This window comes from Roseomonas sp. E05 (genome assembly GCF_030063475.1).
In the GTDB taxonomy this organism is placed as follows: domain Bacteria; phylum Pseudomonadota; class Alphaproteobacteria; order Acetobacterales; family Acetobacteraceae; genus Pseudoroseomonas.
Genome location: NZ_JASIRT010000009.1, coordinates 136,648 through 161,679, shown reverse-complemented (window position 1 = coordinate 161,679; position 25,032 = coordinate 136,648). Strand labels below are relative to the sequence as shown.

The following is a 25,032-nucleotide window of genomic DNA, read 5'->3' as shown; positions in this document are numbered from 1 at the left end:
CTTCGCATCCCCATCGACTTGATGCCGCCGGCCGCGTTCACGCGATCCGCCGCGAGCCGGACGCTGTCGCGCGAGGTGCTGCCAGGCTGCGCAGTGGCAGCGGAGAGCGGCTGGACCGCGCCGGCGCGGGACGCCTCGGCGGCCCGGGGCGGAGCGGATCAGCGCCGGCGGGAGCCCTGGAGTTGAGGCGCCTCGGAAGGGCCGCCTTGCCCCCAGCGCTGTAAGCAGAACCAAGCCTTCCCGTGAATCGACATATTGTCATACGGAAATTTTTGCCGCGGCATGGCTGGCGGCGAAGGCGGTCCGGCTGCTGTTGCGGCGCAGCACTTGCCGACCCGCGCCGCGCACCGGAAGCTGATGGACATGCAGAGCGCACCCCCGAAGCCATGCGTTGCCCCCGATGCCCTCGCTGCCTCCCCGCCGGATACGGCCGGGCCATCCGGCAGCCACCATCCGTCGAAGACCGGGCAGCCAAGCTGGCAATCGGCGCTCGGCGTCACGCTGGCCATGCAGACGGCAGCGGCGGCGCTAGGCCAGACCCTGCCTGTGGTCGCGCCCGTGATGACCGATGCCATCGGTCTCGCACCGGAGAGCATCGGCTATCTCGCCGGATTGGGGTCGCTCGGCACGGCGCTGTTCCTGGCCTGTGGCGCTCCGGTGCTGGCGCGGCTGGGGCCGGTTCGGACGCTGCAGACCGGGCTGCTGCTGGCGGGCGGCTCGATCGGCCTGGCGGCGCTGGGCTGGCCGCCCGTGCTGTTCCTTGCCTCGCTCCTGCTCGGGATCGGCTATGGGCCGACGCCGCCCGCCGGCAGCCGCATCCTGGCCGCCACCGCGCCGCCGCAGCACCGCACGCTGATCTTCTCGGTCAAGCAGGCCGGGGCACCGCTGGGTGCGGTGCTGGCGGGCCTCGCCGGGCCGGCCATCGCCCTGCGCTTCGGATGGGAGGCGGTGTGCCTCGTGGGGCTGCTGGCGGGTGCTGCGGTGGCCGTGGTGGTGCAGCCCTGGCGTGCCTCGCTGGACACCGAGCGGGACCCGCTTCGCGCCGTCAGCCTTGCCGCCCTGCTCAGCCCGAGCAACCTCGCCGCGCCCTTCGCCGCGCTGCGGCTGCACCGGCTGCTCATGCCGCTGGCGCTGCTCAGCGGCGCCTTCGCCTGCCTGCAGGGCTCGCTCTTCGCCTTCGTCGTCACCTGGCTGGTCGGCAAGCACGGGTTGCCGCTGGCGGAAGCCGGGATGATCTTCGCCGTCATGCAGGGCGCGGGCGTCACCGCGCGGCTGGTGCTGGGCTGGGTGGCCGACCGCAGCGGCCGGCCGAGCCTGGTGCTGGCCGTGCAGGCCTTCGCGGGGGCGGCCCTGGCGGCGCTCTTCGCCCTGGCTCCGGTCGGCACGCCGGTATCGCTGCTCGGGCTGCTCGCGGCCGGGACCGGCTTCGTCGCGGCGAGCTGGAACGGCATCTCGCTCGCCGAGGTGGCGCGGGTGGCCCCGCCGGCGCGGATCAGCGACGCCACCTCGGGCGTCACGCTGATCGTCTTCTTCTGCTACTTCGCCGCGCCCATCGCCTTCGCGGCGGGCGTGGCGGCCTGGGGCTGGACCCTGCCGCTGCTGCTGATTGCCGCCCTGCCGGCGCTGGCCGGGCTCGCCGTGGTGCCGCGGCTGCTGCGCGGATGACAGGGAGCCCGCACTTCCCTCATCCCTTCGGCGGCACCCGGCCCTCGCCGATGTCCCACCAGATGCCGGCCATGATGCCCAGCCCGTCGCGCAGCAGCGGCGCCAGGGCGTGCTCATCCGGCCCGTGCTGGTTGCAGCCGGCATAGGAGTTCGGGATCCAGATCACCGGCGTGCCGAGTTCGTCCACGAAAATCTCGGAGGGGTTGGAGCCGGAGGAGTTGGGCAGGATGTTCGGCGCCCGGCCGTAGGTGCGTTCCACCGAGGCGGCGACGGCCTGCACCCAGGGATGCTCCGGATCGGTGCGGGAGGCGCTGAACACATCCTCCTCCATCGCCGGCTCGATCACGACCTTTTCGAAGCCTCGCTCGTCCAGGTGGCGGCGCAGCGCGGGGATGATGTCGGCACCCTTCACATCGGCGGTGTGGCGCACCTGCAGGCGCGCGCGCGCCTCAGGCTGCACGGCGTTGGTCGGGTTGTCCGGGTGGCCGGTGATCGCCGCCAGCACGATCACGCTGGTCCAGGCGAAGACCTTCTCCGCCTTGGAGAGGCCCGGCTCGCCCCAGTCAGGATCAGGCTCCGGCGTACCGGGGATGCGCGGAAACTGCAGCGCCTGACAGGCGCGCCGCACGGAATCCGGCACCTGCTTCGGCAGCCAGCCTTCCACCTGGATGCGGCCGCGCCGATCGACGATGCTCGCCAGCGCCTGCGCCAGGATGAAGCCGGGATCGGCCAGCACGCCGCCCCAGTGGCCGGAATGGTGCGCGTGGTCGCGCAGATGCAGCACGAGGTCGAAGGCGACGATGCCGCGCGCGCCGAGCTTCAGGTCGGGCACGGTCTGCGTCTCGCGCGGGCCGTCGAGGCCGATGAAGACGTCGGCGGCCAGCTTCTCGCGGTCGCGGATCATCATGTCCCGCAGGCCGGGCGAGCCAACCTCCTCGCCCGTCTCAACGAAGACCTTGGCATTGAAGCCGAGCCGCCCGCGCTCCTCGATCACCGCGCGCAGCGCCTGGATGGCGATCAGGTGCTGGCCCTTGTTGTCCACCGTGCCGCGGCCGTACCAGCGATCGCCCTCCACCGTGACCGACCAGGGATCGAAGTTGTCGCGCCAGCGCCCGGCGAGGCCGCGCACCACGTCGCCATGGCCATAGACCAGCACGGTGGGCAGCGCCGGGTCCTCGATGCGCGTGGCCAGCATCGCCGGGCCGCGCCCGGGGCGGGTGCCTTCCAGCAGAGTGATGTCGAAGCCGAGATCGGCGAGCTCGGGCGGCAGCGCCTCGCTGCAGTAGCGGCGCAGCGCCGGCTCCGAATCCGGCATCTGGCTTTCCGTCGGCACCGCCACCAGCCGGCGCAGCGAATCGAGATAGCGCCCGCCATCGAAGAAGCCCTGCGCGCGCGCGATCGCGCCCTCCCGTGTTCCCGCCATGTCTTTCCGCCGTTTCCCTGCAGATGGATGGTTGCGCCGAAGAAAGGTTGCATCCAAGCTGCCGTGAGGGGAAGGCCTGAACGGTCGGGAGTTTTGGAGATGCGATTCGGAACCCTTGCCGCCGCGTTGGCGGCAACGCTGCTGGCGACCGGTGCCGCAAAGGCCGGCCCTGCGGACAACAGCCTGCGCTGGGCCTCGGACAGCGAGCCCGCGAACATCCTGCCCTACTACAACAATGTTCGCGAAGGCGTCGTCCTGAGCTATCTCGTCTGGGATGCGCCGATCTACCGCGATCCCGGCAGCGGCGACTACAAGCCGCATTTGGCCGAATCCTTCCGACTGCTCGATGACACGACCATCGAGCTGAAGATGCGGCCCGGCATCGTCGCCCACAATGGCGAGGCGATCGACGCCAATGACGTGGCGCAGACTGTGACCGCCATGCTCGACCCCGCCAACAAGGTCATCGCATTCAACCGCATCTCCTGGCTCTCGGGCGCCAAGGTCATTGACGACCGCACCGTGCAGCTGACGATGGCCAAGCCCTTCGGCCCCTGGCAGGAGTACCTGACGACGCTGGCGATCCTGCCCGGCGACCTGCTGAAGGCGGAAGGGGCCGAGGCACTGGCGCGCGCGCCGGTCGGCACCGGCCCCTATCGCGTCGCCGAGATGAATCCCGGACGGCAGATCGTGATGGAGCGCTTCGACAAGTATTTCGGCGGCGCCAAGGGGCAGGCCTCGATCGAGAAGCTGGTGTTCCGCCGCATCCCCGAGCGGAACACGCAGATGGCCGAGCTGATGACCGGCGGGCTGGACTGGATCTGGCGCCTGCAGCCGGACCAGGCGCGCAACCTGAAGGGCCGGCGTGGCATCCGTGTGGTTAGCGGCGAGACCATCCGCATCTTCTACATCGGCCTCGACGCCGCCGGGCGCACGGGCACCGAGAACAACCCGCTGACCGATCTGCGGGTGCGCCGTGCCATCAACCACGCCATCGACCGGCCCGGCATCGTGCGCAACCTTGTCGGCGAAGGTGCGCAGGTGCTGAACACGCCCTGCCACCCCGAACAGTTCGGCTGCGCGCAGGACGGCGTCACGAAATACGATTACGATCCCGCCAAGGCCAAGGCGCTGCTCGCCGAAGCCGGCTATGCGGACGGCTTCGACGTGAGCATCACCGCCTATCGCGAGCGGCCCTGGGTCGAGGCGATCATCGGCAACCTGCGGGCCGTCGGCATCCGCGCCAAGCTGAACTGGGTGCAGGCCGACACCTTCTCGGGCGACACCCGCGCCGGCAAGGTGCAGATGGGATTCGGCTCCTGGGGTTCCACCTCGCTCTACGACGTGGCCGCCATCACCACCTACTTCTTCGGCAAGACGCCGGACGACCAGGCGCGCGACGACGCGGTGGCCCAGGCGCTGCTCGCCGGCGACGCGGCGACCGATCCGGCGAAGCGGAAGGAGCTCTATGCCCCGGCCATCCGCCGCATCACCGAGCAGGCCTACTGGGTGCCGCTCTGGACCTTCCCGCTGACCTACGCGATGAATGAGAAGCTCGACTTCACGCCCTCAGCCGACGAGGTGCCGCGCTTCTTCAATTCGCGCTGGAAGCAGTAAGCCGCGATGCTGCGCTTCGCCGCGCGGCGGCTTCTGCTCGCGCTGGCCGTGGCCCTCACGGTCTCGGCCATCGCCTTCATGCTGCTGCGACTCTCCGGCGATCTCGCCACCACCCTCGCCGGACAGGAGGCGCGGGCGGAGGATGTGGAGCGCATCCGCCAGCAGTTCGGCCTGGACCGGCCGCTGATCCTGCAATACGGCGATTGGCTCTGGCGCGCGCTGCGCGGCGATTTCGGCCGCTCGCTGTTCTATCCCGAAAGCGTCGGCGCGCTGATCCGCGACCGGCTGCCGAACACCGCGCTGCTCGCCTCGCTGGGCCTGCTGATCGCGCTCACTCTGTCCATCCCGCTCGGCATGGCGGCGGCGCTCTGGCGCAACTCCTGGATCGACCGGCTGGCATTGATGCTGGCCGTGCTCGGCCAGGCCATGCCGAACTTCTGGTTCGCCCTGCTGCTGGTCTTTCTCTTCGGCATGACGCTGGGCTGGCTGCCGATCTCCGGCACCGAGAGCTTCGCCCACTTCATCATGCCGGCCATGGCGCTGGGCTGGTATGCCACGCCGGTGCTGATGCGGCTGACGCGCGCGGGCATGGTGGACGTGCTGGCCGCCGACTACGTGCGCACCGCCCATGCCAAGGGCCTGCCGCTGCGCGTCGTGCTGATCAAGCACGCGCTGCGCAATGCGGTGGTGCCGGTGGTGGCGCTGGCGGCGGTGCAGTTCGGCAACATGCTCTCCGGTTCGGTGGTCATCGAGACGGTCTTCGCGCTGCAGGGCATCGGCTATCTCGCCTGGGAATCCATCTCGCGCCGCGACTTCCCCGTGGTGCAGGGCATCCTGCTGGTCGTCGCGCTCTTCTACGTGGTGCTCACCCTGCTGACTGATCTGCTCAATGCCTGGCTCGACCCCCGTATCCGCTCCCGGTGAGGAGCTGGCGGCGCAGGCCGCCCTGCCCGCCCCCGTGGCATCCCAGCGCCGTCCGCGCTGGCGGCGCAATGCCGGGCTGATCGGCTCGGCGCTGGTGCTGGCGGCGATCGTCATCGCCGCGCTGGGGGCGCCCTGGCTGGCGCCGCACGACCCCTATCTCCAGTCACTGGACGACCGGCTGCTGCCGCCCTTCTTCGTCGATGCCGAGCGCGCCATGCCCGCTCACCCGCTCGGCACCGACAATCTCGGCCGCGACTATCTCTCGCGCCTGCTCTACGGCGCGCGCATCTCGCTGCTGATCGGCTTCTTTGCCATGGTGGTCTCGGGCCTGATCGGCACCGTGATGGGCGTGCTGGCCGGGTATTTCGGCGGCAGGACGGACACGGTCGTCTCCTTCCTCGTCACCACCCGCCTGTCGCTGCCGATCATCATGGTGGCGCTGGCCGTTGTCTCCGTTTTCGGCGGTTCGCTGGAGGTGGTGGTGCTGGTGCTGGGCTTCCTGCTGTGGGACCGCTTCGCGGTGGTGATGCGCAGCGCCACGCACCAGGTGCGCGGGCGCGAGTACATCCTGGCGGCGCAGGCCATCGGCTGCTCGGTGCCGCGCATCCTCTGGCAGGAGGTGCTGCCCAACGTGCTCTCCAGCCTCGTCGTCATCGCCAGCTACGAGATGGCGCAGGCCATCCTGCTGGAGGCGGCGCTCTCCTTCCTCGGCCTCGGCGTGCAGCCGCCCCTGCCCTCCTGGGGCCTGATGGTCTCCGAAGCCAAGGAGGTGATGCTGTTCGAGCCCTGGATGATCATGCTGCCCGGCGCCGCCATTTGCGTGCTGGTGCTGGCCATTAACCTGCTGGGCGATGGCATCCGCGACCTCACCGTGCCGGAAGGCCGCGCATGAGCGAGGCGCCGCTGCTCGAACTGGCCGGACTTTCCGTCGATATTCCCACCGAGGCGGGCGTGTTGCACGCCGTGCGGGACGTCTCCCTCACCGTGCGGCGCGGCGAGACGCTCTGCGTCGTTGGGGAATCCGGCTGCGGCAAATCGCTGACCTCGCTGGCCATCATGGGGCTGCTGCCGCCCGCCGCCCAGCGCCGGGCGCGGCGCCTTGCCCTGGCCGGCGAGGATCTCCTGTCGGCTTCCCCGCGCCGCCTGAGGGCCCTGCGTGGGGACCGCATGGCCATGATCTTCCAGGACCCGATGACCAGCCTAAACCCGGCCTGGAGCGTCGGCGACCAACTCGAGGAGATCTTCATCCGGCATGGCAAAGGCAACCGCCGTGCCGCGCGCGAGCGCGCCGTGGCGCTGCTGGAGCGCGTCGGCATCGCCAATGCCGGCGGGCGGCTGGCGCAATACCCGCATCAGCTCTCGGGCGGCCTGCGGCAGCGGGTGATGATCGCCATGGCGCTGATGTGCAGCCCCGGCCTGGTGCTCGCCGACGAGCCGACCACGGCGCTCGATGCCACCATCCAGCTCGGCATCCTGCAGCTCCTGGCGGAACTTCAGGCGGAGATGCACATGGGGCTGATGCTGGTGACGCACGACCTCGGCATCGTCGCGCGCATCGCCGACCGGGTGGCGGTGATGTATGCCGGCGAGGTGGTGGAGGAAGGCCCGGCCCGCACCGTTTTCACCGCGCCGCGCCATCCCTATACGCGCGGGCTGATCGACTGCATCCCGCAGCCCGACCGCATGGCACCGGGGCAGCGGCTCGGCACCATTCCCGGTATGGTTCCCTCACTGGTGGGAGAGGTGCAGGGCTGCGCCTTCCGCACGCGCTGCGCCTTCGCGCGGCCGGAATGCGCCGCGACCGTGGCGCCGCGGCACGGACCCGACGACCATATGTGGCGCTGCGTGCTGCCCCCCGAGACGCTGGACCATGCCGCATGAGCTCTGCGCCGCTGCTCGAACTGCGCGACGTGCGCCGGCGCTATTCCGTTGGCGGCGGGATCTTCGCGCCGCGCCGCGAACTGACTGCGGTGGCGGGCGTTTCCCTCACCCTCGGCGCCGGCGAGGCGCTGGGGCTGGTGGGGGAGTCCGGCTGCGGCAAGAGCACCCTCGCCCGCCTCGTGCTTGGGCTGGAGGTGCCCAGCGAGGGCGAGGTGCTGGTCGCTGGCCGGCCGATCGCGGGCCTGCACCGGCTGGAGCGCTCACGGCTGGTGCAGCCGGTCTTTCAGGACCCCTATTCCTCACTGAACCCGCGCCGCAGCATCGCGGAAATCGTCGCTCAGCCGCTGGCGGTGCATGGCATCGGTACACCCGCCGAGCGGCGCGACCAGGTGGCGGAGATGCTGGCGCTGGTGGGGCTGGCGCCGCGCCATGCGGCGGCGCTGCCGGCGCAGCTTTCCGGCGGGCAGCGGCAGCGCGTCGCCATCGCGCGCGCCCTGGTGCTGCGCCCGGCCCTGGTGGTCTGCGATGAGCCGACCAGCGCGCTCGACGTCTCCGTGCAGGCGCAGATCCTCAACCTCCTGCTCGATTTGCGCGACCGGCTGAACCTCTCCTACCTGTTCATCAGCCACAATCTGGCGGTGGTGCAGATGCTCGCCGGCCGGGTGGCGGTGATGTATCTCGGCCGGATGGTGGAGGAAGGCCCGGCCCGGCAGGTGCTGACTGCGCCGACGCATCCCTATACCCGCGCCCTGCTGGCCTCGGTGCTGACGCCGGACCCGGCGCTGGGCCTGCCGGCGATGCGCCTCGGCACCGCCTTCCCCGACCCGCTGAACGTTCCGCCGGGCTGCGCCTTCAACCCACGTTGCCCCTTCGCCTTCGACCGTTGCCGGGCAGAGCCTCCCGCACTCGTCCTGCGCGAGGGCGGTACGCTGGCGGCCTGCCATCTGGCGGCCGAGGCGCCCACCGCCGCCCTGTAGCCCCATCCGGCCTGCTGCGGGGTGCTTCCGCCCCGGCAGGATCGGGCCTAACCTCCGCGCCGGGGAACACGTCAGCCATCAACCACAGCGATGTCCGCGCGCCCGGCCTGCCGCGCCGGCCGCCCTGGAGGCCCGATGCCCGTTGCCCGCAAGATGCACCTCGTAGCCTATCTCAAGGCCGGCCCCTCCGCCAGCTATCCGAGCACCTGGCGCCATCCACAGGCCACGCTGGACGACCTGTTCGAGTCGGAGCGCTGGGAGCACATCGCCCGCGTGCTGGAGGCGGCGCGGTTCGACGCCTTCTTCTTCGCCGACGGACTCGGCATCCCTGACCTCTACAAGGGCCGCTACGACGACTATGTCGGCCGTGGCGGGCAGCTCAGCCTGGTGGACCCGATGGTGCTGGTGCCGCAGATGGCCCGTGTGACGGAGCGGCTGGGTCTCGGCATCACCCTCTCCACCAGCTTCACGCCAGCCTACATCACCGCGCGCTATCTCGGCTCGCTCGACATGATCAGCAAGGGACGCGTGGCCTGGAACGTCGTCACCACAGGGCGGGACTTCGAGGCGCAGAACTGCGGCATGGCCGGGCTGCCTCCCAAGGAGGCGCGCTACGATATGGCCGACGAGGTGCTGGAGGCCTGCGACGCACTCTGGACCGGGTGGGACGAGGACGCGCTGGTGCTCGACAAGGCCGGCGGCACCTTCGCCGACCCGGGGAAGATCCGCTACGCCGACTACCGCGGCCGCTATGTCAGCACGCGCGGCCCGCTTTCCATTCCGCGCAGCCCGCAGGTGCGGCCGGTGCTCATGCAGGCCGGCTCCTCGCCGCGCGGCCGCGCCTTCGCCGCCCGCTGGGCCGAGATGATCTTCTGCACCCCTGCCACCAAGGCGGACGGCATCGCCTACCGCAGCGACATCCGCGCCCGCATGGCGGCGATCGGGCGGGACCCCGATGAGTGCGCCGTGCTGCCTTCCTTCACCGTGGTCGTCGGGGAGACGGAAGCGATCGCGCAGGAAAAGGCCGCCTATCTGGAGAGCCTGGTCGATCCCGAGCTGGTGCTGGCCGCCAGTTCCTGGTCGGTGGTGGCGGATCTCTCGAAGATCGAGACCCCGGAGGCGCTGGATGCCGGCGGCGGCAACCAGGGCGTGCAGGGCCACCGGGACCGGATGATGCAGGTGGCGCAGGAGAAGGGCATCAGCTTCGCGGAGGCTGTCCGCCGCCCGCGCGCCCTGCTCGCCGGCACGCCCGCCATGATCGCCGACGTGCTGGAGGACTGGTTCACCGCCGGCGCTGCCGACGGCTTCATTCTTCCTCCCACCGTCTTCCCCACCACGCTGGAGGAATTCGGCCGGGCCGTGGTGCCCGAATTGCAGCGCCGTGGCCTGTTTCGCCGGGAATATGCCGGCCGCACCCTGCGCGAGAACCTGCGCGATGCCGGCTGAAAGGCGGACCCCGGTTGCTGACAGCCACCCTCCCTGGCCGGGGGCGCTACCCCTGGAACCACGGCGGGGAATCCGGGGAGGGATCACCCCTTCTGGACCCCGTCAAAAGTCTGGACCGGCTCAGTGCAGCGCGCGACGGAGAACGACGCGGGCGAGGCCGAGCGGGCTCCTCCGCGCCACCGAGCGTGCGTCGCCGCCGGAGAGTAGCGCAGCAGCAAGAGCGCAGCGGCGCAGGCCCCGATCCGCCGCGCATGCCTGCTGTCCGGGCCGAGGCGCGGAAACAGCAGCAACGCCAGCGCGACGAAGGCGAGCAACGGCGCGAAACTGAGGGCGAGGTCTCCATCGGCAGGTGGGCGGTCCAACCGCTCCAGGCGCCCCCCCCTGAGCGCAAGCCGCCGAACTATCCTCCCGCGCCCTGCACAGCCGCTATGGCCATCGGTCCGTCATACAGATGGCAGGTGACCTGGTGTCGCTGATCCACCGGATCGAGGTGCAGCCGCGGCCGCTCCTGCGCGCAGCGAGGGAAGGCCTCGGGGCAGCGGGTATGAAAAGGACAGCCGGAGGGCACGTTCATCGGGCTCGGCAGTTCTCCCGTCAGCGCTGCGGCAGTGGAGCGGGAGCCCGGGCCCGTCGCCAGCTTCGGCGCGGCGCGCAGCAGGGCCTGCGTGTACGGGTGCTTCGGGCGCTGGAAGAGCGCCTCGGCTGGCCCCAGCTCCACCACGCGCCCGAGATACATGACGGCCACCTGATGCGCGAGGTGCCGCACCACGCGCAGGTCATGTGAGACGAACAGGATGGAGAGTCCCAGCCGCTCCTGCATGTCGAGCAACAGGTTCAGGATCTGCGCCTGCACGGAGACGTCGAGCGCGGAGACGATCTCATCGGCGATCAGCACCTCCGGCTCCACCGCCAGCGCCCGCGCAATGGCGATACGCTGCCGCTGCCCACCGGAGAATTCGTGCGGCAGGCGGGCCGCGGAATCCGCCGGCAGCCGCACCAGGGCGAGCAGTTCCGCCACCCGCCCGGCCACTTGCCCCGGTGGCACCATACGATGGACGTTGAGCGCCTCCGCCAGCGTCTCACCCACGGTCATGCGCGGATTCAGTGATCCATAGGGGTCCTGGAACACCATCTGAACCCGGCGGTTGTAGCGCCGCAGCGCCTCCCCCCGAAGGGTGCGGACATCCTGCCCCTCGAAGTCGATCTGGCCGGCGTCCAGGTCGATCAGCCGCACCAGGGCGCGCGCCACGGTGGACTTGCCACAGCCGGATTCCCCGACCACGGCCAGGGTCTCGCCACGGTTCAGCGTCAGGCTGACACCGGCCAGGGCCTGCACAACGGGGCGCGGCCTGCCACGCAGCATCTCGCCGAAGGAGCGGCGGCCGGGGAAGCCGCGTTCCAGATCATCGGCCCTCAGCACGGCGCTCATGCGGCCTCCCTTCCCGCCGCGAGGAGATCGGCGGCCCGCAGGCAGGCGGATTCCTGCGCTTCGGCAACCGGCACGAGCGGCGGCTGCTCCAGGCGGCAGGCCGCCACCGCATAGGCGCAACGCGGCGCAAAGCGGCAGCCCGATGGCAGCGCGGCCGGATCGGGCGGCACGCCGGGAATGCCGCGCAGCCGCTGGCGCGCCTGCGCGGCATCGGGCAGCGAGTGCAGCAGGCCCAGCGTGTAGGCGTGCGACGGGCGGGTGAAAAGCCGCTCCGTCGGCCCGGTTTCCATCACGCGTCCGGCATAGAGCACGGCCACCCGGTCGCAGGTGCCGGCGACCACGCCGAGATCATGCGTGACCAGCACCACGCTCATGTCCAGTTCATCCTTCAGGCGCAGCAGCAGCTTCAGGATCTGGTCCTGGATGGTGACGTCGAGCGCCGTGGTGGGCTCGTCCGCCAGCAGGAGCTTCGGGCCGGCGGCGAGCGCGATGGCGATCATTGCGCGCTGCCGCATGCCGCCCGAGAACTCGTGCGGATAGGCGCCGAGGCGGCGTGCGGCATCGGGGATTCCCACCTGGTCGAGCAGTTCCACCGCCCGCCGGCGCGCCGCGGCGCCGCGCAGGCCGAGATGCTCACCCAGGCTCTCGGTGATCTGCAGCCCCACCGGCAGGACCGGGTTGAGAGCCGTCATCGGCTCCTGGAACACCATGGCGATCTGCCCCCCGCGCACCTTGCGGATGCCGCCCTCCGGCAGCGTGGTGAGGTCCTGTCCCTCCCACAGCACCTGCCCGGTGACCTGCGCCGCCGGCGGCAGCAGGCGCAGAACGGCACGCATCGTCAGGCTCTTGCCGGAGCCGGACTCGCCGACCAGGCCCAGCACCTCGCCGCGCCCGACATCCAGGCTGACGCCGGAGACCGGCGCGACGCCGCCAATGCGCACGCCGAGGCCGCGGAGGGAGAGCAACGGCGTCATGCGCGGCGCCGCAGCCAGGTGGCCAAGCCGTCGCCGAACAGGCTGAAGCCCATGCCGCCGAGAACGATGGCGGTGCCGGGGAAGATGGACATCCACCAGGCTGTAGTCATGAAATTCTTACCGTCGGCGATCAGCACGCCCCATTCGGCGGTGGGAGGCTGCGCGCCGAGGCCGAGATAGCCCAGGCTGGAGCCGAGCAGGATGGCCAGCGACATGTCCGTCATCCAGTAGACCAGGAGCGGGGAGGCCGCGTTGGGCAGGAGGTGCCGGAAGATGATGCGCAGCCGCCCATAGCCCATCACCCGCCCGGCGGCGGCATAGTCGCGCTTCTTCTGCGCGATGATCTCCGAGCGCATCAGCCTGGCATAGATGATCCAGCCCACCGCCGAGATGGCGATGTACATGTTCAGCAGCCCCGGCCCCAGCACAGCGACGATGGCGATCACCAGAACCACGAAGGGGATGGTAACGATGACATCGACAAGGCGACGGAACAGCGCATCCACCCATCCCCCCGCGTAACCGATCAGGCAGCCGGCGAGCGTGCCGAAGATGGCGGGGAACAACGTCGCGAAAACGGCGATCTGCAGGTCCACCTGCGCGGCCCAGATGGTGCGCGAGAGGACGTCGCGGCCGAAATTGTCGGTGCCGAAGGGATGCTCCCAGCTCGGCGGCTGCATGATGGCCATGTAGTCGAAGGCCAGCGGATCGTAGGGGGCGATCAGCCAGGGCGCGAGGGCGCAAAGCAGGAAGAGCAGCAGGATGGCGCCGCCCAGCAGGCCTGTCGCGGGGAGGCGCAGTTGCTTCCTGCGTGGCGCCGTCGCGGCGGGACGAAGGGCGGCCGGCGGGGCCACGGCTTCGTCACTCATGTGCCGACCCGCGGATCAAGCGCCGCCTGCACCGCATCCAGCGCCAGGAACACGACGGAAACCAGCACGGCAAGCACCACCGTCAGTCCCTGAACCACTGCGTAGTCGCGGGAGAAGATGCTGTCGATCATCAGGCGGCCGATGCCGGGAATGGCGAAGACCGTCTCGGTGATCACCGCACCGCCAACCAGCGAGCCGATATGCAGCCCAAGCAGCGTCACCGTCGAGACCCAGGCGTTGCGCAGCACATGCCGGCGCAGCACGAGACCGCGCGGCAGCCCCTTGGCGGTGGCGAAGCCGACATATTCGGCATCCAGAACCTCGATCAGCGACTCACGGAGATTGCGCAGCAGGATGGCGGAGAGGCTGAGCGCCAGCGTCAGCGCCGGCAGGAAGAGATAATAGAGATCTTCCAGGAAGCCCGTGCCGATGCCACCCACCGGAAACCAGCGCAGCCCGGCGGCCAGAGTGATCAACAGGACCAGCCCGATATAGAAGACTGGCATGGAGACGCTGACCTGGGCGAAGACACGAATGGCGGCATCCACCCAGCTCCCGCGCCGCACCGCCGACCAGAAAGCCAGCGGCACAGCGATGAGCAGCGCCAGCACGGCCGCCATGCCGGTGAGCAGCAGCGTCACCGGCAGGCGCTCGGCGATCAGCGAGGAAACCGGAACCCGCAGGGTGACGGAATCGCCGAAGCGCAGCGTCACCATGCGGAGCAGGAAATCCCAGAACTGCGCCAGGATCGGCTGATTGACGCCGAGCTGGTCGCGCATCCGGGCAATGGCCTCGTCCGAGGCGCGCTCGCCAAGCAGCACCAGCGCCGCATCTCCGGGCAGCAGCCGCATCAGGCCGAAGACAAGGACGGCCACCACAAGGACCGTCGCCGCGATCTGCAGCAGGCGGCGGCCGAGAATGCCGACGATGTGCACGCCGGCGCTCCCTTACGCGTCCTTGTAGGCGTTGATGAAGATGTTGTTCCCCAGAGGGATCTGTACGAAATCGTGCACCTTGCTGGACATGGCGATCGGATAGGGCACGTCCATGCCAAAGATGATAGGCGCAGCCTCGTAGTAGCGCTGCTGGATCTCCTTGTACATGGCAGTGCGTTTCTCGGAATCCATCTCGTGCTCACTCTGTTCGAACAGCTCATTGACGCGCGGATCGTTCCAGCCCGTGCGGTTGGACTGCCGTGCCGGGTAGTAGGCGAAGATGGAGGTGATCTGCTTCGGGTCGTTCAGGTCGTTCGTCCAGAGCGAGGTGCGCATCTGGAAGTCGGTAGCGTTGAAGCGGGCCAGGCGCGTGGCACTCTCCAGCTGCTCGATCTTCAGTTTCACGCCGACCTGGCTCCACATCTGCTGCAGCGTCTGGAGCTTGGCGGCATCATCGGCATTGCCGGCCAGCGCCATGCAGGTGACCTCGAAACCGCCATTCGGGTAGCCGGCCTCGGCCAGGAGCGCCTTGGCCTTGGCAAGGTCATAGGGATAGAGCGGGCCGCCGTCATAGGCCATTGGTGTCGCGATCGGCATGTAGGAGCGCGCTGGCTTGGCGACGCCATGCGTCACCACCTGAATCAGCGCCTCCTTGTTGGTCGCGTAGTTCAGCGCCTGCCGCACGCGCTGGTCGGCCAGGGGGTTTTTCGTCCCGTCCTTCAGCGTCGGGCGGTTGTTCATGGTGAAGTAGTGCACCTGCGCCGCCGGGAAGAGCGTCATGGTGATGCCTGGCGTGTTGCGCAATTCGGCAACACGCGCGTAGGGGACGAACTCGGTGACGTCCACCTCGCCGGCCTTCAACTTCAGGATGCGCGTGGCGTCATCGGGAATGATGACGAAGCGGATGGCGTCGAGATAGGGCAGTTTCTGCCCGTCGTCCGCTTCCTTCCAGTAGTAGGGGTTGCGTTTCAGCACCATTTCGCTGTTGCGCCGCCAGCTTTCCACCACGAAGGGACCGGAGCCGACGGGTTTCTCGGCGAAGGATTTCGACTTCTCCAGCAAGGTGTCGCCCGCTGCAGCCATCAGCAGCTTTTCCGGCACGACGCCGGCATTGAAGGTGGCCAGCGCCTGCAGGATCGCCGGATCGGACTGCGCCATATTGATGATGACGGTGTCCTCGCCCTGCGTCTCGATCGAGCCGATGGCCGAGAGCAGGAAGGCGAATTCCCCACCTTCCTCCTTGGAACGCGCGCGATCGAGCGACCACTTCACGTCCCGCACAGTGATCGGCGAGCCATCGGCGAATTTCAGATCCGGCCGCAACCTGAAGGTGAGGATTTTGCCGTCCTCGGAGACGCTATGCTCAGCGGCAAGGCCGGGCTGCAGCCCCTTCCCGTCCGCGCTCGGCTGCAGCAGCGTGTCATAGAGATTGAGCGAGATCCAGATATCCGCGTTCTGGGCAGTGTGGACGGGATCAAGGAAGAGGCTGTCCATCGCACGGGCGAAGATCAGGGTGCCTCCCCGATGCGGCGCGGCTCTCGCCGGCGCCGCAAAAGCGGCCATGGTGGGGAGCAGGGAAGCCAGGAGGAGATCACGCCGCTTCATCCGTTCCATCCCAGGAAAAGGTGGCATCGCACGACTATCCAGCGCCCCCAAAAGCCCGTCAATCGAATCTGCACATGGAGTTGGCAAATCCAGCATTTCGGAACACAGAAAGGCCACTACATATGCATTATGGGCGGAATGAGCACCATTAAGCACAATTTTTAGCCATATCTTGTGCGAAACAGCCCTGGTATCGAACGGAACACCCTGGGCGGCGTCGTACCGCCAGCGCTAGGCTGGCCTCCGTCAACCCCGGAGGTGCCCATGCCCCGCAGCCCCACGGAGCCGTTGCTGCTCACGCCCGGGCCCGTCAGCGTCTCCCTCACCACCAAGCAGGTCATGCTCCGCGATCGCCCCTCGGGCGATGTGGAGTTCCAGGAGGACGTGACGCTCGCACGGACCTATCTGGTTTCCCTTATCAACGGCCAGGGCAGCTATAGCGCCGTCCCGATCCCCGGCAGCGCCACCTATGCGAACGAGGCGGTGATCGCGACCCTGGTGCCCCGCGGCGGCAAGGTGCTGATCCACAGCAACGGTGTCTATGGCGACCGGCTGGTCGAGATCTGCGCGGCGCGCGGCATCGCTTGTGCGGTGTTGCGAACACCCCCTTTCACGCCCGCCAGCGCCGAACAGTTTGAGCAGGCGCTGGCAGCCGATGCGGCGATCACCCATGTTTTCGTCGTGCATTGCGAGACCAGTACCGGCGTGCTCAACCCGCTGGAGCCGGTCGCCGAGGTCTGCCGACGCCACAGCAAGGGGCTACTGATCGATGCCGTCGCCTCGCTCGGCGCCGTGCCGATCGATGCGCGCAAGCTGGACTTCCAGGCGGTCACGCTCTCTTCCAACAAGTGCATGCAGGGGGTGCCCGGCGTCGGCTGGGCAATCGTGCAGAGCGATGCACTGGAAAGCGCCAGGGGCAATTCGGACTCGCTCACGCTGGACCTCTGGGACCAGAACCAGCACATGGAGCACAGCGGCGCCTTCCGCTTCACGCCGCCCACCCAGGTCGTCGCCGCCTTCGCCCAGGCCTGCCGCGAGCACGCGGCCGAGGGCGGCACGGAGGCGCGGCTGGAGCGCTACCGCCGCAACTGGCGGCGCCTGGTGGACGGCATGCGGCAGATGGGCTTCGTGACGGTGGTGCCGGACGGCTTCGCCTCGCCGATCGTGGCCACCTTTCGCTATCCCAACCATCCGGACTTCTCCTTCGAGGCCCTGTTCCAGGGCATGAAGCGCCGCGGCTTCATCATTTTTCCCGGCCGCCTCGCGCTCGCCGACACCTTCCGGATCGGCTGCATGGGCGACGTGACGGAGAGCGACATCGCCGACGCGATGGAGGCACTGGCCGAGACCATGCAGGAGATGGGCATCGCTGAGCTGGGCCGCGCTGACCCGGCGCCCGCGGCCTGAGCAGGAGCGCTCCTCATGCGGTGGCCCTCCCTCGCCCTCCTCGCCTCGATGCTTGCCCTGCCGGCAACGGCGCAGACGCTGCGCATCGGCATCGGCTCGGACCCGAACGTGCTGGACCCCGCGCAGTCTGGCGCCTTCGTGGAGCGGGTGGTCTTCACCGCACTCTGCGACCGCCTGCTGGATGTGGGACCGGACCTGTCCTTCCGGCCGGAACTGGCCACCGCCTGGGAGTGGTCCGAGGATGGCCGCACGCTTCGGCTGACGCTGCGCGAGGACGGCCGCTTCCATGACGGCACGAAGCTCGACGCCGCAGCGGTGAAGATCAACCTGGACCGCTACCGCACCGCGCCGGAATCGCGCCGCAAATCGGAGTTGCGGCCGGTGGAGTCGGTGGAGGCGCCGGACCCGCGCACCCTCCTGATCCATCTGCGCGAACCCTACGCGCCACTGCTCTCCGTCCTCTCGGATCGCGCGGGCATGATCCTGTCGCCCACCGCCCTGGCGCGGCTGGGCGAGAAGATCCGCGACGAGCCGATCTGCTCCGGCCCTTTCCGTCTGGTGCGCCGCGTGGCGCAGGACCGGATCGAGATGGAGAAGGTGCCGGAGCACTGGAATGCCGCCAACATCCACATCCAGCGCCTGGTGATGCAGCCGATACCCGACAACACCGTGCGCCTGCTGAACCTGCGCGCCGGACAGCTCGACCTGATCGAGCGCGTGGCGCCGGCGGATGTGCCGACGGTGCAGAAGGACACGGCCGTCAAGATCGCCGACTCCACGGCCATCGCCTACGAGCTGATCTACTTCAACACCACCAGCGGGGCGCTGAAAGACCCGAGGCTGCGGCAGGCGCTTGAGCTGAGCATCGACCGCGGCATCATCAACCAGGTCGCGCTCGAAGGCCGTTTCGTGCCGAACAACCAGCCCGAGGCACCGGGCGCACCCTATTACTTCGAGGATCTCGCAGCGCCGCCGCGTGATGTGGAGAAGGCCAAGGCCCTGCTGCGGGAGGCCGGGCAGCCGGCACCGGGCTTCACTCTGCTGGCGCCCAACAGTCCGGTGGAAAGCCAGGTGGCGCAGATCATCCAGGCCATGGCGGGCGAAGCCGGCTTCCAGGTGAAGATCGAGACGCTGGAATCCGCAGCCCTGGTGGCGCGCGCGGAGCGAGGCGACTACGACGCCGCCTTCGGTATCTGGTCCGGCCGCGCCGACCCGGATGGCAACATCGCTCTCTGGATCGCCTCCGACGGCTTCCTGAACCGCATGGGCTACAGGAACCCGGCGGTGGACGCCGCTTTCGTCGCCGCGCGCCAGATCAATGACCCCGCACAGCGGCGCAGCTTCTATCACACCGCCGCCGAGCACTGGCTGGCGGAGCGTCCGATGCTCATCCTCTATCACTATCGCTGGTTCTGGGGCATGCGGCCAGGAGTCGAAGGGTTCGAGCCTTCGCCGGATGGCCTGATTCGCTTCTCCGGCCTGCGACCGCCCGCGAACTGAGCCCGGTTGCCCCGGGGCGGCAATTGTGGTGGCCTGTGCCGGCGCCCCGGTCCGGTGATGCCCGGCACCGGGGCGCCGCGTTCGGGAAGACGCGCACCATCATGCAGGAGGGCTGGGAATGGACCGTGACACGCTGCTGATCTGGGGCGCCGGCGCCATCGGCGGCACGATCGGGGCCTATCTGGCCCGTGCGGGCGAGGATGTGCTGCTGGTAGACCGGGTGGAGGAGCATGTCCGGGCCATGCAAGCCGATGGGCTCGCCATCGAGGGGCCGGTGGAGACCTTTACTCAACCCGTCGCCGCCGCCACGCCGGCGGAGCTTCAGGGCCGGTTCCGCCGCATCATCCTGGCGGTGAAGGCCCAGGATACCGCCACGGCCGCGGCCGCGCTGCGCCCCTTCCTCGCCGAGGACGGCTTCGTGGTCTCGGCGCAGAACGGGCTGAACGAACTGGCCATCGCCGAGGCGGTGGGCGCGGCGCGCACCATGGGCAGCTTCGTCAACTTCAGCGCCGACTGGCTGGCACCGGGCCGCATTCTGTTCGGCAGCCGGGGCGCCGTCGTGGTCGGCGAGATTGATGGCAGCATCACCGAGCGTGCCCGCGCGATGCACGCCCTGCTGCGGCACTTCGAGCCGGATGCGGTGCTGACCGACAACATCTGGGGCTATCTCTGGGGCAAGCTGGCCTATGGCGCCATGCTCTTTGCCACTGCGCTGGACGACGCCTCCATCACCGAGAACTTCGCCTCCGCACGCCACTTCCCGGTCTGGCACAGGCTGGGGCAGGAAGTGATGGCGGTGGCCCAGGCGCGGGGCGTGCAGCCCCTCGGCTTCAACGGCTTCGATCCCGCAGCCTTCATGCCGGGCGCACCGGAGGAGGCGGCGCGTGACAGCATCGCGCAGCTCGCCGAGTTCAACCGCTACAGCGCCAAGACGCATTCCGGCATCTGGCGCGACCTCGCCGTGCGGAAACGGCGGACGGAGGTGGACGCGCAGATCGCCATCATCGCCACGCTGGGTGCGGAGAAAGGCGTGGAGACACCCGCCATCCGGCGCCTCGTTGCGTTGATCCACGACATCGAGGAAGGCCGGCGCCCGCAGGCCTGGGAAACTCTGGACGAGATGTTGGACACATGCCGCAGCGCTTCGCCGACCACCGCGTGATCGTCACCGGTGCGGCCCAGGGGATTGGCCGCGCCGTCATCGCCGCCTTCGCCGCCGAGGGCGCGCGGGTCTGGGGGGTCGATCTCGATGCCGCCGGGCTTCCGGCGGCGCGGGAGGCAGGCGCGGCGGAGACCCGCGCCCTCGACCTCGCCCGGCGCCCTGATGTCCACCGCCTGATGGATGAAATCGCCAGCGCCGAGGGTCGCATCGACGTGCTGGTGAACTGCGCCGGCGGCGTGCGCGGCCAGGTGGGCCGCCCGCTGGAGGACATCACCGAGCAGGACTGGCACGGCATCTTCGAGGCCAATGTGGATGGCAGCTTCTGGTGCGCCCAGGCCGTGGCACCGGCCATGAAGCGGCAGGGCAGCGGGCGGATCGTGAACATCGCCTCCAGCGCCGGCCTGCGGCCCAGCCTGACCGGCATCCAGGCCTATACCGCGGCGAAGCACGCGCTGGTCGGGCTGACCAAGCAGCTTTCCTTCGAGCTGGCACCGCACGGCATCACCGTGAACAGCGTTGCGCCGGGCTTCGTGCTCTCGAATCCGGCCACCCAGCGCCAGTGGGAGAGCTATGGCCCCGAAGGGCAGGAGCGGCTGGTGCAGGGGATCCACACACGTCGTCTGGGCCGGCCCGAGGATATCGCCAACGCCGTGTTGTTCTTCGCGGAGGGCGCTTCCGAATGGATCTCCGGCCAGATCCTCTCGGTGGATGGCGGGCGCTCCTGACGCAGGCGGCGGTCAGTCGAAGCTGCCGCCTTCCGGGCCGGCGCGCATCGCGTCGGCAAGGCGGTGCAGCGCGGGCGCCAGGGCCTCGAACGGCGGCACTGCCAGCGACAGGCGCACCGCCCGCGGCGCCTGGGCGCGGAGGACAGCGAAGTTGCCGCCGGGCGAGACCGCGATCCCCGCCCGCGCTGCATGCGCGGTGAAGGCCTCGGCCGACCAGGTCTCCGGCAGGCGCAGCCAGAGATGATAGGCGCGCGGGTCCGCCTGCACGGTGCCCGCCGGCAGGATCCTGCGCGCCAGCGCTTGCCGCGCAGCGGCATCCGCGCGCTTCGCCGCCTCGATCTGCCGCACCACGCCGCTGGCGATCCATTGGCTGCAGGCGGCCTGCGCAAAGCCGCCCGCGCCCCAGCAGCCGGCGCGGATCGCCCGCGCCATGCGCTCGGTGAGCGCCGGCGGCGCGGCGATGATGCCGATGGAGAGGCCCGGCGCCAGCCGCTTGGACATTGCATCCACCAGCACCACCTGCTCCGGCGCCTCGGCGGCCAGCGGCTCGTGCTCCTCGCCCAGCAGGAAGCGATAGATCACGTCCTCGACCGCCCGGATGCCGGTCTGGCGCAGCACCGCGCCGAGTTCCGCCCGCCGCGCCGGCGGCATCGAGAGGCCGAGCGGATTGTGCAGCGCAGGTTGGAGGTAGAGGCCGTCCAGCGGCCCCTGCCGGTGCGCCGCCGACAGGGCATCGGGGCGCAGCCCGTGCGCATCCATGGCGATCGGCACGAGATGCAGGCCGAGCGTGCCGGCGATCGCCTTCACCTGCGGATAGGTGAGCGCCTCGACCGCCAGCCGTCGCCCGGCGGGCACCAGCGCGGCGATGGCAGCCGCCACGGCCTGACGGCCGCCGGAGGTGAAGAGCATCTGCTCCGGCGCCGGCTGAAAGCGCCCGGCGGCAACGAAATCGGCGGCGAGGCGCCGGTAGCGCTCGCTGCCCATGACGCTGGTCGGGCGCAACAGGTCGGCAAGCGCCTCGGGGGTGGCGAGATCGCGCAGCACCTCGGAAAGCGGCGCGTGTTGCGCTGGCAGCATGGGGAAGCCTTGCTCCAGGTCGAGCGTAATCCCCGGCCGGTCCTCGCTGCGGAAGACCGGGAATTCCGGCGGCTTGCGGATGAAGGTGCCGCGCCCGACCTCGCCTGAAACCAGGCCGCGGCGGCGCAACTCAGCATAGACCCGTGCGGCGGTGGAATCGGCGATATCCTGCTGCTCGGCGAAGCGCCGCTGCGGCGGCAGACGCATGCCCGGCAGGAGTTTCCCCTCGGCGATCTGCCGCGCAACCTTGTCGGCCAGTTCACGATGGTTCGCCATCCGAATGCTCCGAGTGCAATATGCTTGTTGCACCGCGCTATTGCTCCGCGCAAGCTGCCGCCCTTGCGCTGCCACGGGAGTCCGGCCTTGAAGCTTCCGCCCCTGCCCTTCACCGAAGTCCATTGGAATGCCCTGCCGGCCACCGAGCACCAGGGCATCACCGGAACGGCGCTCTGGCGCACGCTGAACAACGGCGAAGTGCGCATGCGCGTGGTGGAGTATTCGCCGGGCTATCTCGCCGACCATTGGTGCGACCGCGGCCACATCATCTACGTGCTGGAAGGCGAGCTGCGCACGGAGCTGAAGGACGGCCGCCGCTTCACCTTCTCCGCCGGCCAGGGCTACACCGTCTCGGATTTCGGCGACGCGGCGCACCGCTCCTCGACCGAGGCCGGCGCCCGCCTCTTCATCGTGGACTGAGCATGGCCGCCGTCACCGCCCATGGGGCGCCCACCCTGCCGCGAAGCTCCGCCTGGCTGCTGCTGACGCCTGCCCTGGCGATGTTCATACTGTTCTTCGCCGTGCCTTTCCTGACCATGGCGACGATGTCGGTGCTCAGCGGCAACCCCATGGTGGTGCCGAACCCGCGCTTCACCACACGACACTTCGAGCGCATCCTCGATGACGTCTACTACCTGGAGACGCTCTGGATCACGGTGCGGCTGGGCCTCTCGACGACCATTGTCTCGCTGCTGATCGGCTATCCGCTGGCGCTCTGGCTGGCCCGCGCACGCAGCCGCACAACGCGGACGCTGCTGATGATGGCGGTGCTGGCGCCGATGATGATGGGCCTTGTGGTGCGCACCTATGCCTGGCTCGCCATGTACTCCAACCGCGGCGTGATCAATGGCAGCCTTGCCTGGCTGGGTCTGACCGACGAGCCGATCCAGTTCCTGGGCAGCGAGGCGGCCGTGGTGGTGGCGCTGGCGCACATCTACGTGCCGTTCATGATCCTGACGCTGAGCGGCGTCATCGCCCGCATCGACACGCGACTGGAGGAGGCGGCGCGCGGCCTCGGCGCTAGCAGCGCCGCCGCCTTCCTGCAGGTGACGCTGCCGCTTTCCATGCCCGGCATCCTGGCTGGCTCGCTGCTGGTCTTCGCCCTGGCGATCAGCGCCTATGTGACGCCGATCGTCATCGGCAACTACAATATCCAGACCCTGCCGATGCTGGTCTATCAGCAGATTTCCTCCAGCTTCAATCTGGGCTTCGCGGCAGCGCTCGGCATCGTGCTGCTGATCGTCGCATTGCTGCTGGTGGGCGCCTACAACCGCGTCATGGCACGCGCGCCGGGAGCTGCGTGATGGGCCGCTGGTTCTATGTCCTGAACGGGTTGATCCTGGCCTTCCTGTTGCTGCCGGTGGCCATCGTCATCCTCTTCGCGCTGAACCCCGAGCCGTTCATCGCCTTTCCGCCCAGTGGGTTCTCACTCCGCTGGTACGACAAGTTCCTGCATAGCCGTGACTTCATGCACGCCTTCATGCTCTCGCTGGAGCTCGGCGTGGGCACGGCGCTGCTGGCGGGCTGCATCGGCACAGCGGCGGCACTGGCCATCGCGCGCGGCAACCTGCCGGGGAGCGGGTTCCTGACGGCGTTGTTCCTCTCGCCCCTGGTTCTGCCGGGGCTGCTGACCGGCTTCGCCATGTTCCAGCTCGTCATGGTGCTGGGCATTGGCCGCAGCAGCAGTGTGCTGCTGGTGGGGCACACCGTGGTCGCCATTCCCTATGTGATGCGCACTGTGCTGGCGGTGCTGGCCAATGCCGACCGCTCCATCGAGGAAGCCGCGCGCGGCCTCGGCGCCTCGCCGGCCACGGTGTTCCGCGAGGTGACGCTGCCGCTGATCCGCCCGGGCGTGATCGCCGGCTGCATGTTCGCCTTCATCACCAGTTTCGATCAGTTCCCGGTGAGCCTCTTCCTCGTTGCGCCTGGCGAGGAGACGCTGCCCATCGCCATGTTCAACTACCTCCGCTTCGATTTCGACGGCACCATCGCCGCTGCCAGCACCGTCTCCATCCTGCTCGCGGTACTGCTGGTGCTGGCGATCGAGCGCACCGTCGGCCTGCAGAACTCAACCCGGCTGTAAGACCCAGGAAAACGGAGACTTCACCATGCTGAATCGAAGAACGTTGCTAGGTGCCGCCGCAGGCACCCTCGCCATGCCCACCCTGCTCGGTGCGCAGGAGGCCAACACGCTGCGCATCACCGGCTGGGGCGGCGCCTGGGGCGAGGTGATGCGCTCGAAGCACATCCCCACCTTCGAGAAGGCGCATAACTGCACGGTGGAGGTGGATACCGCCTTCCCCTTCGTACCGAAGCTGCTGGCCAGCCCGCGCGGCCGCCCGGTCTATGACGTGCTGCACACCAACAGCAACGAGCAATGGTCCGTCTTCGAGCAGGGGCTGGTGGAGCGGCGGCCCGACCTGAAGCTGGTGCCCAACGCGGCCAAGACCTATCCTTACGCGACCTCCGATTCCATCGTCGGCATCGTCATCTTCACCTCGGCCATCGGGCTGGCCTGGCGCAAGGACCGCATCCAGGCGGCGCCGGCGAGCTGGAAGGATTTCTGGAAGCCGGAATATGCCGGCAAGCGTGCCAGCTACGTGATTCCGGCCAACTCCCTGGGCCAGGCGCTGTTCATGATGGCCGGCAAGGTCTACGGCAAGGGCTTCAAGGACCTTGACGCCTCCTTCAAGGCGATGGAGGCGGTGAAGCCGGTGCGGCTGTTCGATTTCACCGGCGGCGCCGAGAACGCCATCCTGGCGGGCGAATTGGACATCGCCGTGCTTCACGACACCGCCGCCTATCGCAACCAGGACAAGGTGCCCGTGGAGTTCGCCGCTCCCTCCGAGGGCGTCATGGCACTGGAGCAGGTACTTTCCGTCACGACGGGCACGCCGAAGAAGGCGCTGGCGCATGAATGGATCAACTTCATGCTGAGCCAGGAGGTGCAGCGCAGCATGGCGGAGACCGTCTGGTACAGCCCTGTCCGCTCGGACCTGACGCTGGCGGAGAAATACCGCGGAAAGCTGCTGACCACGCCGGAGCAGGTGGCGACGCTCGTTCAGATGCCCTGGCAGTGGTACAACGAGAACAAGGACCGCATCGACGACCGCGTCAACCGCATCTTCCGGGGCTGACGC

The 25,032-nt window shown here is 69.1% G+C and carries 22 protein-coding genes; 15 read left to right on the top strand and 7 right to left on the bottom strand.

Annotation, left to right across the window (positions count from 1 at the left end; translation table 11 throughout):
* Positions 1-363 precede the first annotated feature (363 nt).
* A complete protein-coding gene (locus QMO56_RS12015; protein ID WP_283526012.1) occupies positions 364-1,665 on the top strand; it encodes an MFS transporter in 1,302 nt (433 codons plus the stop codon).
* A 19-nt stretch (positions 1,666-1,684) separates the two neighbouring features.
* Here QMO56_RS12015 and QMO56_RS12010 read toward each other — a convergent pair whose 3' ends face one another.
* Positions 1,685-3,088 (bottom strand): M20/M25/M40 family metallo-hydrolase, encoded by a 1,404-nt coding sequence (locus QMO56_RS12010; protein WP_283526011.1) that lies wholly within the window; start codon positions 3,086-3,088, stop codon positions 1,685-1,687.
* Positions 3,089-3,187: 99 nt separating this feature from the next.
* Between QMO56_RS12010 and QMO56_RS12005 the strand changes: the two genes are divergently transcribed.
* From QMO56_RS12005 to QMO56_RS11980, 6 genes are all read left to right on the top strand, one after another.
* Positions 3,188-4,705: an ABC transporter substrate-binding protein gene (locus tag QMO56_RS12005; RefSeq protein WP_283526010.1), complete on the top strand. Its 1,518-nt coding sequence runs from the start codon at positions 3,188-3,190 to the stop codon at positions 4,703-4,705.
* Positions 4,706-4,711: 6 nt separating this feature from the next.
* The gene (locus tag QMO56_RS12000; protein WP_283526008.1) at positions 4,712-5,629 is read left to right on the top strand and encodes an ABC transporter permease; all 918 of its coding nucleotides are present in this window, start codon (positions 4,712-4,714) and stop codon (positions 5,627-5,629) included.
* On the top strand, positions 5,595-6,521 hold the full coding sequence (locus QMO56_RS11995) for an ABC transporter permease (RefSeq protein ID WP_283526007.1): 927 nt from the start codon (positions 5,595-5,597) through the stop codon (positions 6,519-6,521). Before QMO56_RS12000 ends, QMO56_RS11995 begins: the two co-directional genes overlap by 35 nt.
* Complete coding sequence (locus QMO56_RS11990) at positions 6,518-7,510, top strand: ABC transporter ATP-binding protein (RefSeq protein WP_283526006.1); 993 nt, start codon at positions 6,518-6,520, stop codon at positions 7,508-7,510. The genes QMO56_RS11995 and QMO56_RS11990 overlap by 4 nt, the downstream gene beginning before the upstream one ends.
* Complete coding sequence (locus QMO56_RS11985) at positions 7,507-8,487, top strand: ABC transporter ATP-binding protein (protein ID WP_283526004.1); 981 nt, start codon at positions 7,507-7,509, stop codon at positions 8,485-8,487. Before QMO56_RS11990 ends, QMO56_RS11985 begins: the two co-directional genes overlap by 4 nt.
* A gap of 135 nt (positions 8,488-8,622) precedes the next feature.
* Positions 8,623-9,933 carry an NtaA/DmoA family FMN-dependent monooxygenase gene (locus QMO56_RS11980; protein WP_283526002.1) on the top strand — a complete coding sequence of 437 codons (1,311 nt, stop codon included), beginning with the start codon at positions 8,623-8,625 and terminating at the stop codon, positions 9,931-9,933.
* A 400-nt stretch (positions 9,934-10,333) separates the two neighbouring features.
* Here the strand turns inward: QMO56_RS11980 and QMO56_RS11975 are convergent, their stop codons facing one another.
* The 5 genes from QMO56_RS11975 to QMO56_RS11955 are packed head-to-tail and all read right to left on the bottom strand — an operon-like array spanning position 10,334 to position 15,745.
* Positions 10,334-11,362, bottom strand: a complete 1,029-nt coding sequence (locus QMO56_RS11975) for an ABC transporter ATP-binding protein (RefSeq protein WP_283526000.1) — start codon at positions 11,360-11,362, stop codon at positions 10,334-10,336.
* Positions 11,359-12,336: an ABC transporter ATP-binding protein gene (locus tag QMO56_RS11970; protein WP_283525998.1), complete on the bottom strand. Its 978-nt coding sequence runs from the start codon at positions 12,334-12,336 to the stop codon at positions 11,359-11,361. Before QMO56_RS11970 ends, QMO56_RS11975 begins: the two co-directional genes overlap by 4 nt.
* Positions 12,333-13,205: an ABC transporter permease gene (locus tag QMO56_RS11965; RefSeq protein WP_283525997.1), complete on the bottom strand. Its 873-nt coding sequence runs from the start codon at positions 13,203-13,205 to the stop codon at positions 12,333-12,335. Before QMO56_RS11965 ends, QMO56_RS11970 begins: the two co-directional genes overlap by 4 nt.
* Positions 13,202-14,140 (bottom strand): ABC transporter permease, encoded by a 939-nt coding sequence (locus tag QMO56_RS11960; protein ID WP_283525996.1) that lies wholly within the window; start codon positions 14,138-14,140, stop codon positions 13,202-13,204. Before QMO56_RS11960 ends, QMO56_RS11965 begins: the two co-directional genes overlap by 4 nt.
* A gap of 12 nt (positions 14,141-14,152) precedes the next feature.
* Positions 14,153-15,745: an ABC transporter substrate-binding protein gene (locus tag QMO56_RS11955; protein WP_283525994.1), complete on the bottom strand. Its 1,593-nt coding sequence runs from the start codon at positions 15,743-15,745 to the stop codon at positions 14,153-14,155.
* Between the two features lie 264 nt (positions 15,746-16,009).
* Here QMO56_RS11955 and QMO56_RS11950 point away from each other — a divergent pair, with 264 nt between their 5' ends.
* The 4 genes from QMO56_RS11950 (at position 16,010) to QMO56_RS11935 (ending at position 20,539) form a co-directional block, all read left to right on the top strand.
* A complete protein-coding gene (locus QMO56_RS11950) occupies positions 16,010-17,152 on the top strand; it encodes a 2-aminoethylphosphonate--pyruvate transaminase (RefSeq protein ID WP_283525993.1) in 1,143 nt (380 codons plus the stop codon).
* A 15-nt stretch (positions 17,153-17,167) separates the two neighbouring features.
* Complete coding sequence (locus QMO56_RS11945; RefSeq protein ID WP_283525991.1) at positions 17,168-18,652, top strand: ABC transporter substrate-binding protein; 1,485 nt, start codon at positions 17,168-17,170, stop codon at positions 18,650-18,652.
* Between the two features lie 118 nt (positions 18,653-18,770).
* Positions 18,771-19,814: a ketopantoate reductase family protein gene (locus tag QMO56_RS11940; protein ID WP_283525989.1), complete on the top strand. Its 1,044-nt coding sequence runs from the start codon at positions 18,771-18,773 to the stop codon at positions 19,812-19,814.
* Entirely contained in the window at positions 19,784-20,539 is a 756-nt protein-coding gene (locus QMO56_RS11935; RefSeq protein ID WP_283525987.1) for an SDR family NAD(P)-dependent oxidoreductase, read from the top strand. The genes QMO56_RS11940 and QMO56_RS11935 overlap by 31 nt, the downstream gene beginning before the upstream one ends.
* 12 nt (positions 20,540-20,551) lie before the next feature.
* Here QMO56_RS11935 and QMO56_RS11930 read toward each other — a convergent pair whose 3' ends face one another.
* A complete protein-coding gene (locus tag QMO56_RS11930) occupies positions 20,552-21,892 on the bottom strand; it encodes a PLP-dependent aminotransferase family protein (RefSeq protein ID WP_283525985.1) in 1,341 nt (446 codons plus the stop codon).
* A gap of 87 nt (positions 21,893-21,979) precedes the next feature.
* On the opposite strand from QMO56_RS11930, the gene QMO56_RS11925 reads away from it, so the two are divergent.
* From QMO56_RS11925 to QMO56_RS11910, 4 genes are read left to right on the top strand one after another with little or no spacing between them, the layout of a single operon-like run.
* Positions 21,980-22,312, top strand: a complete 333-nt coding sequence (locus QMO56_RS11925) for a DHCW motif cupin fold protein (RefSeq protein ID WP_283525983.1) — start codon at positions 21,980-21,982, stop codon at positions 22,310-22,312.
* 2 nt (positions 22,313-22,314) lie between these two features.
* Entirely contained in the window at positions 22,315-23,196 is an 882-nt protein-coding gene (locus QMO56_RS11920) for an ABC transporter permease (RefSeq protein ID WP_283525981.1), read from the top strand.
* Positions 23,196-23,975 carry an ABC transporter permease gene (locus QMO56_RS11915; protein ID WP_283525979.1) on the top strand — a complete coding sequence of 260 codons (780 nt, stop codon included), beginning with the start codon at positions 23,196-23,198 and terminating at the stop codon, positions 23,973-23,975. Before QMO56_RS11920 ends, QMO56_RS11915 begins: the two co-directional genes overlap by 1 nt.
* Positions 23,976-24,000: 25 nt before the next feature.
* A complete protein-coding gene (locus tag QMO56_RS11910; RefSeq protein WP_283525977.1) occupies positions 24,001-25,029 on the top strand; it encodes an extracellular solute-binding protein in 1,029 nt (342 codons plus the stop codon).
* Positions 25,030-25,032 lie beyond the last annotated feature (3 nt).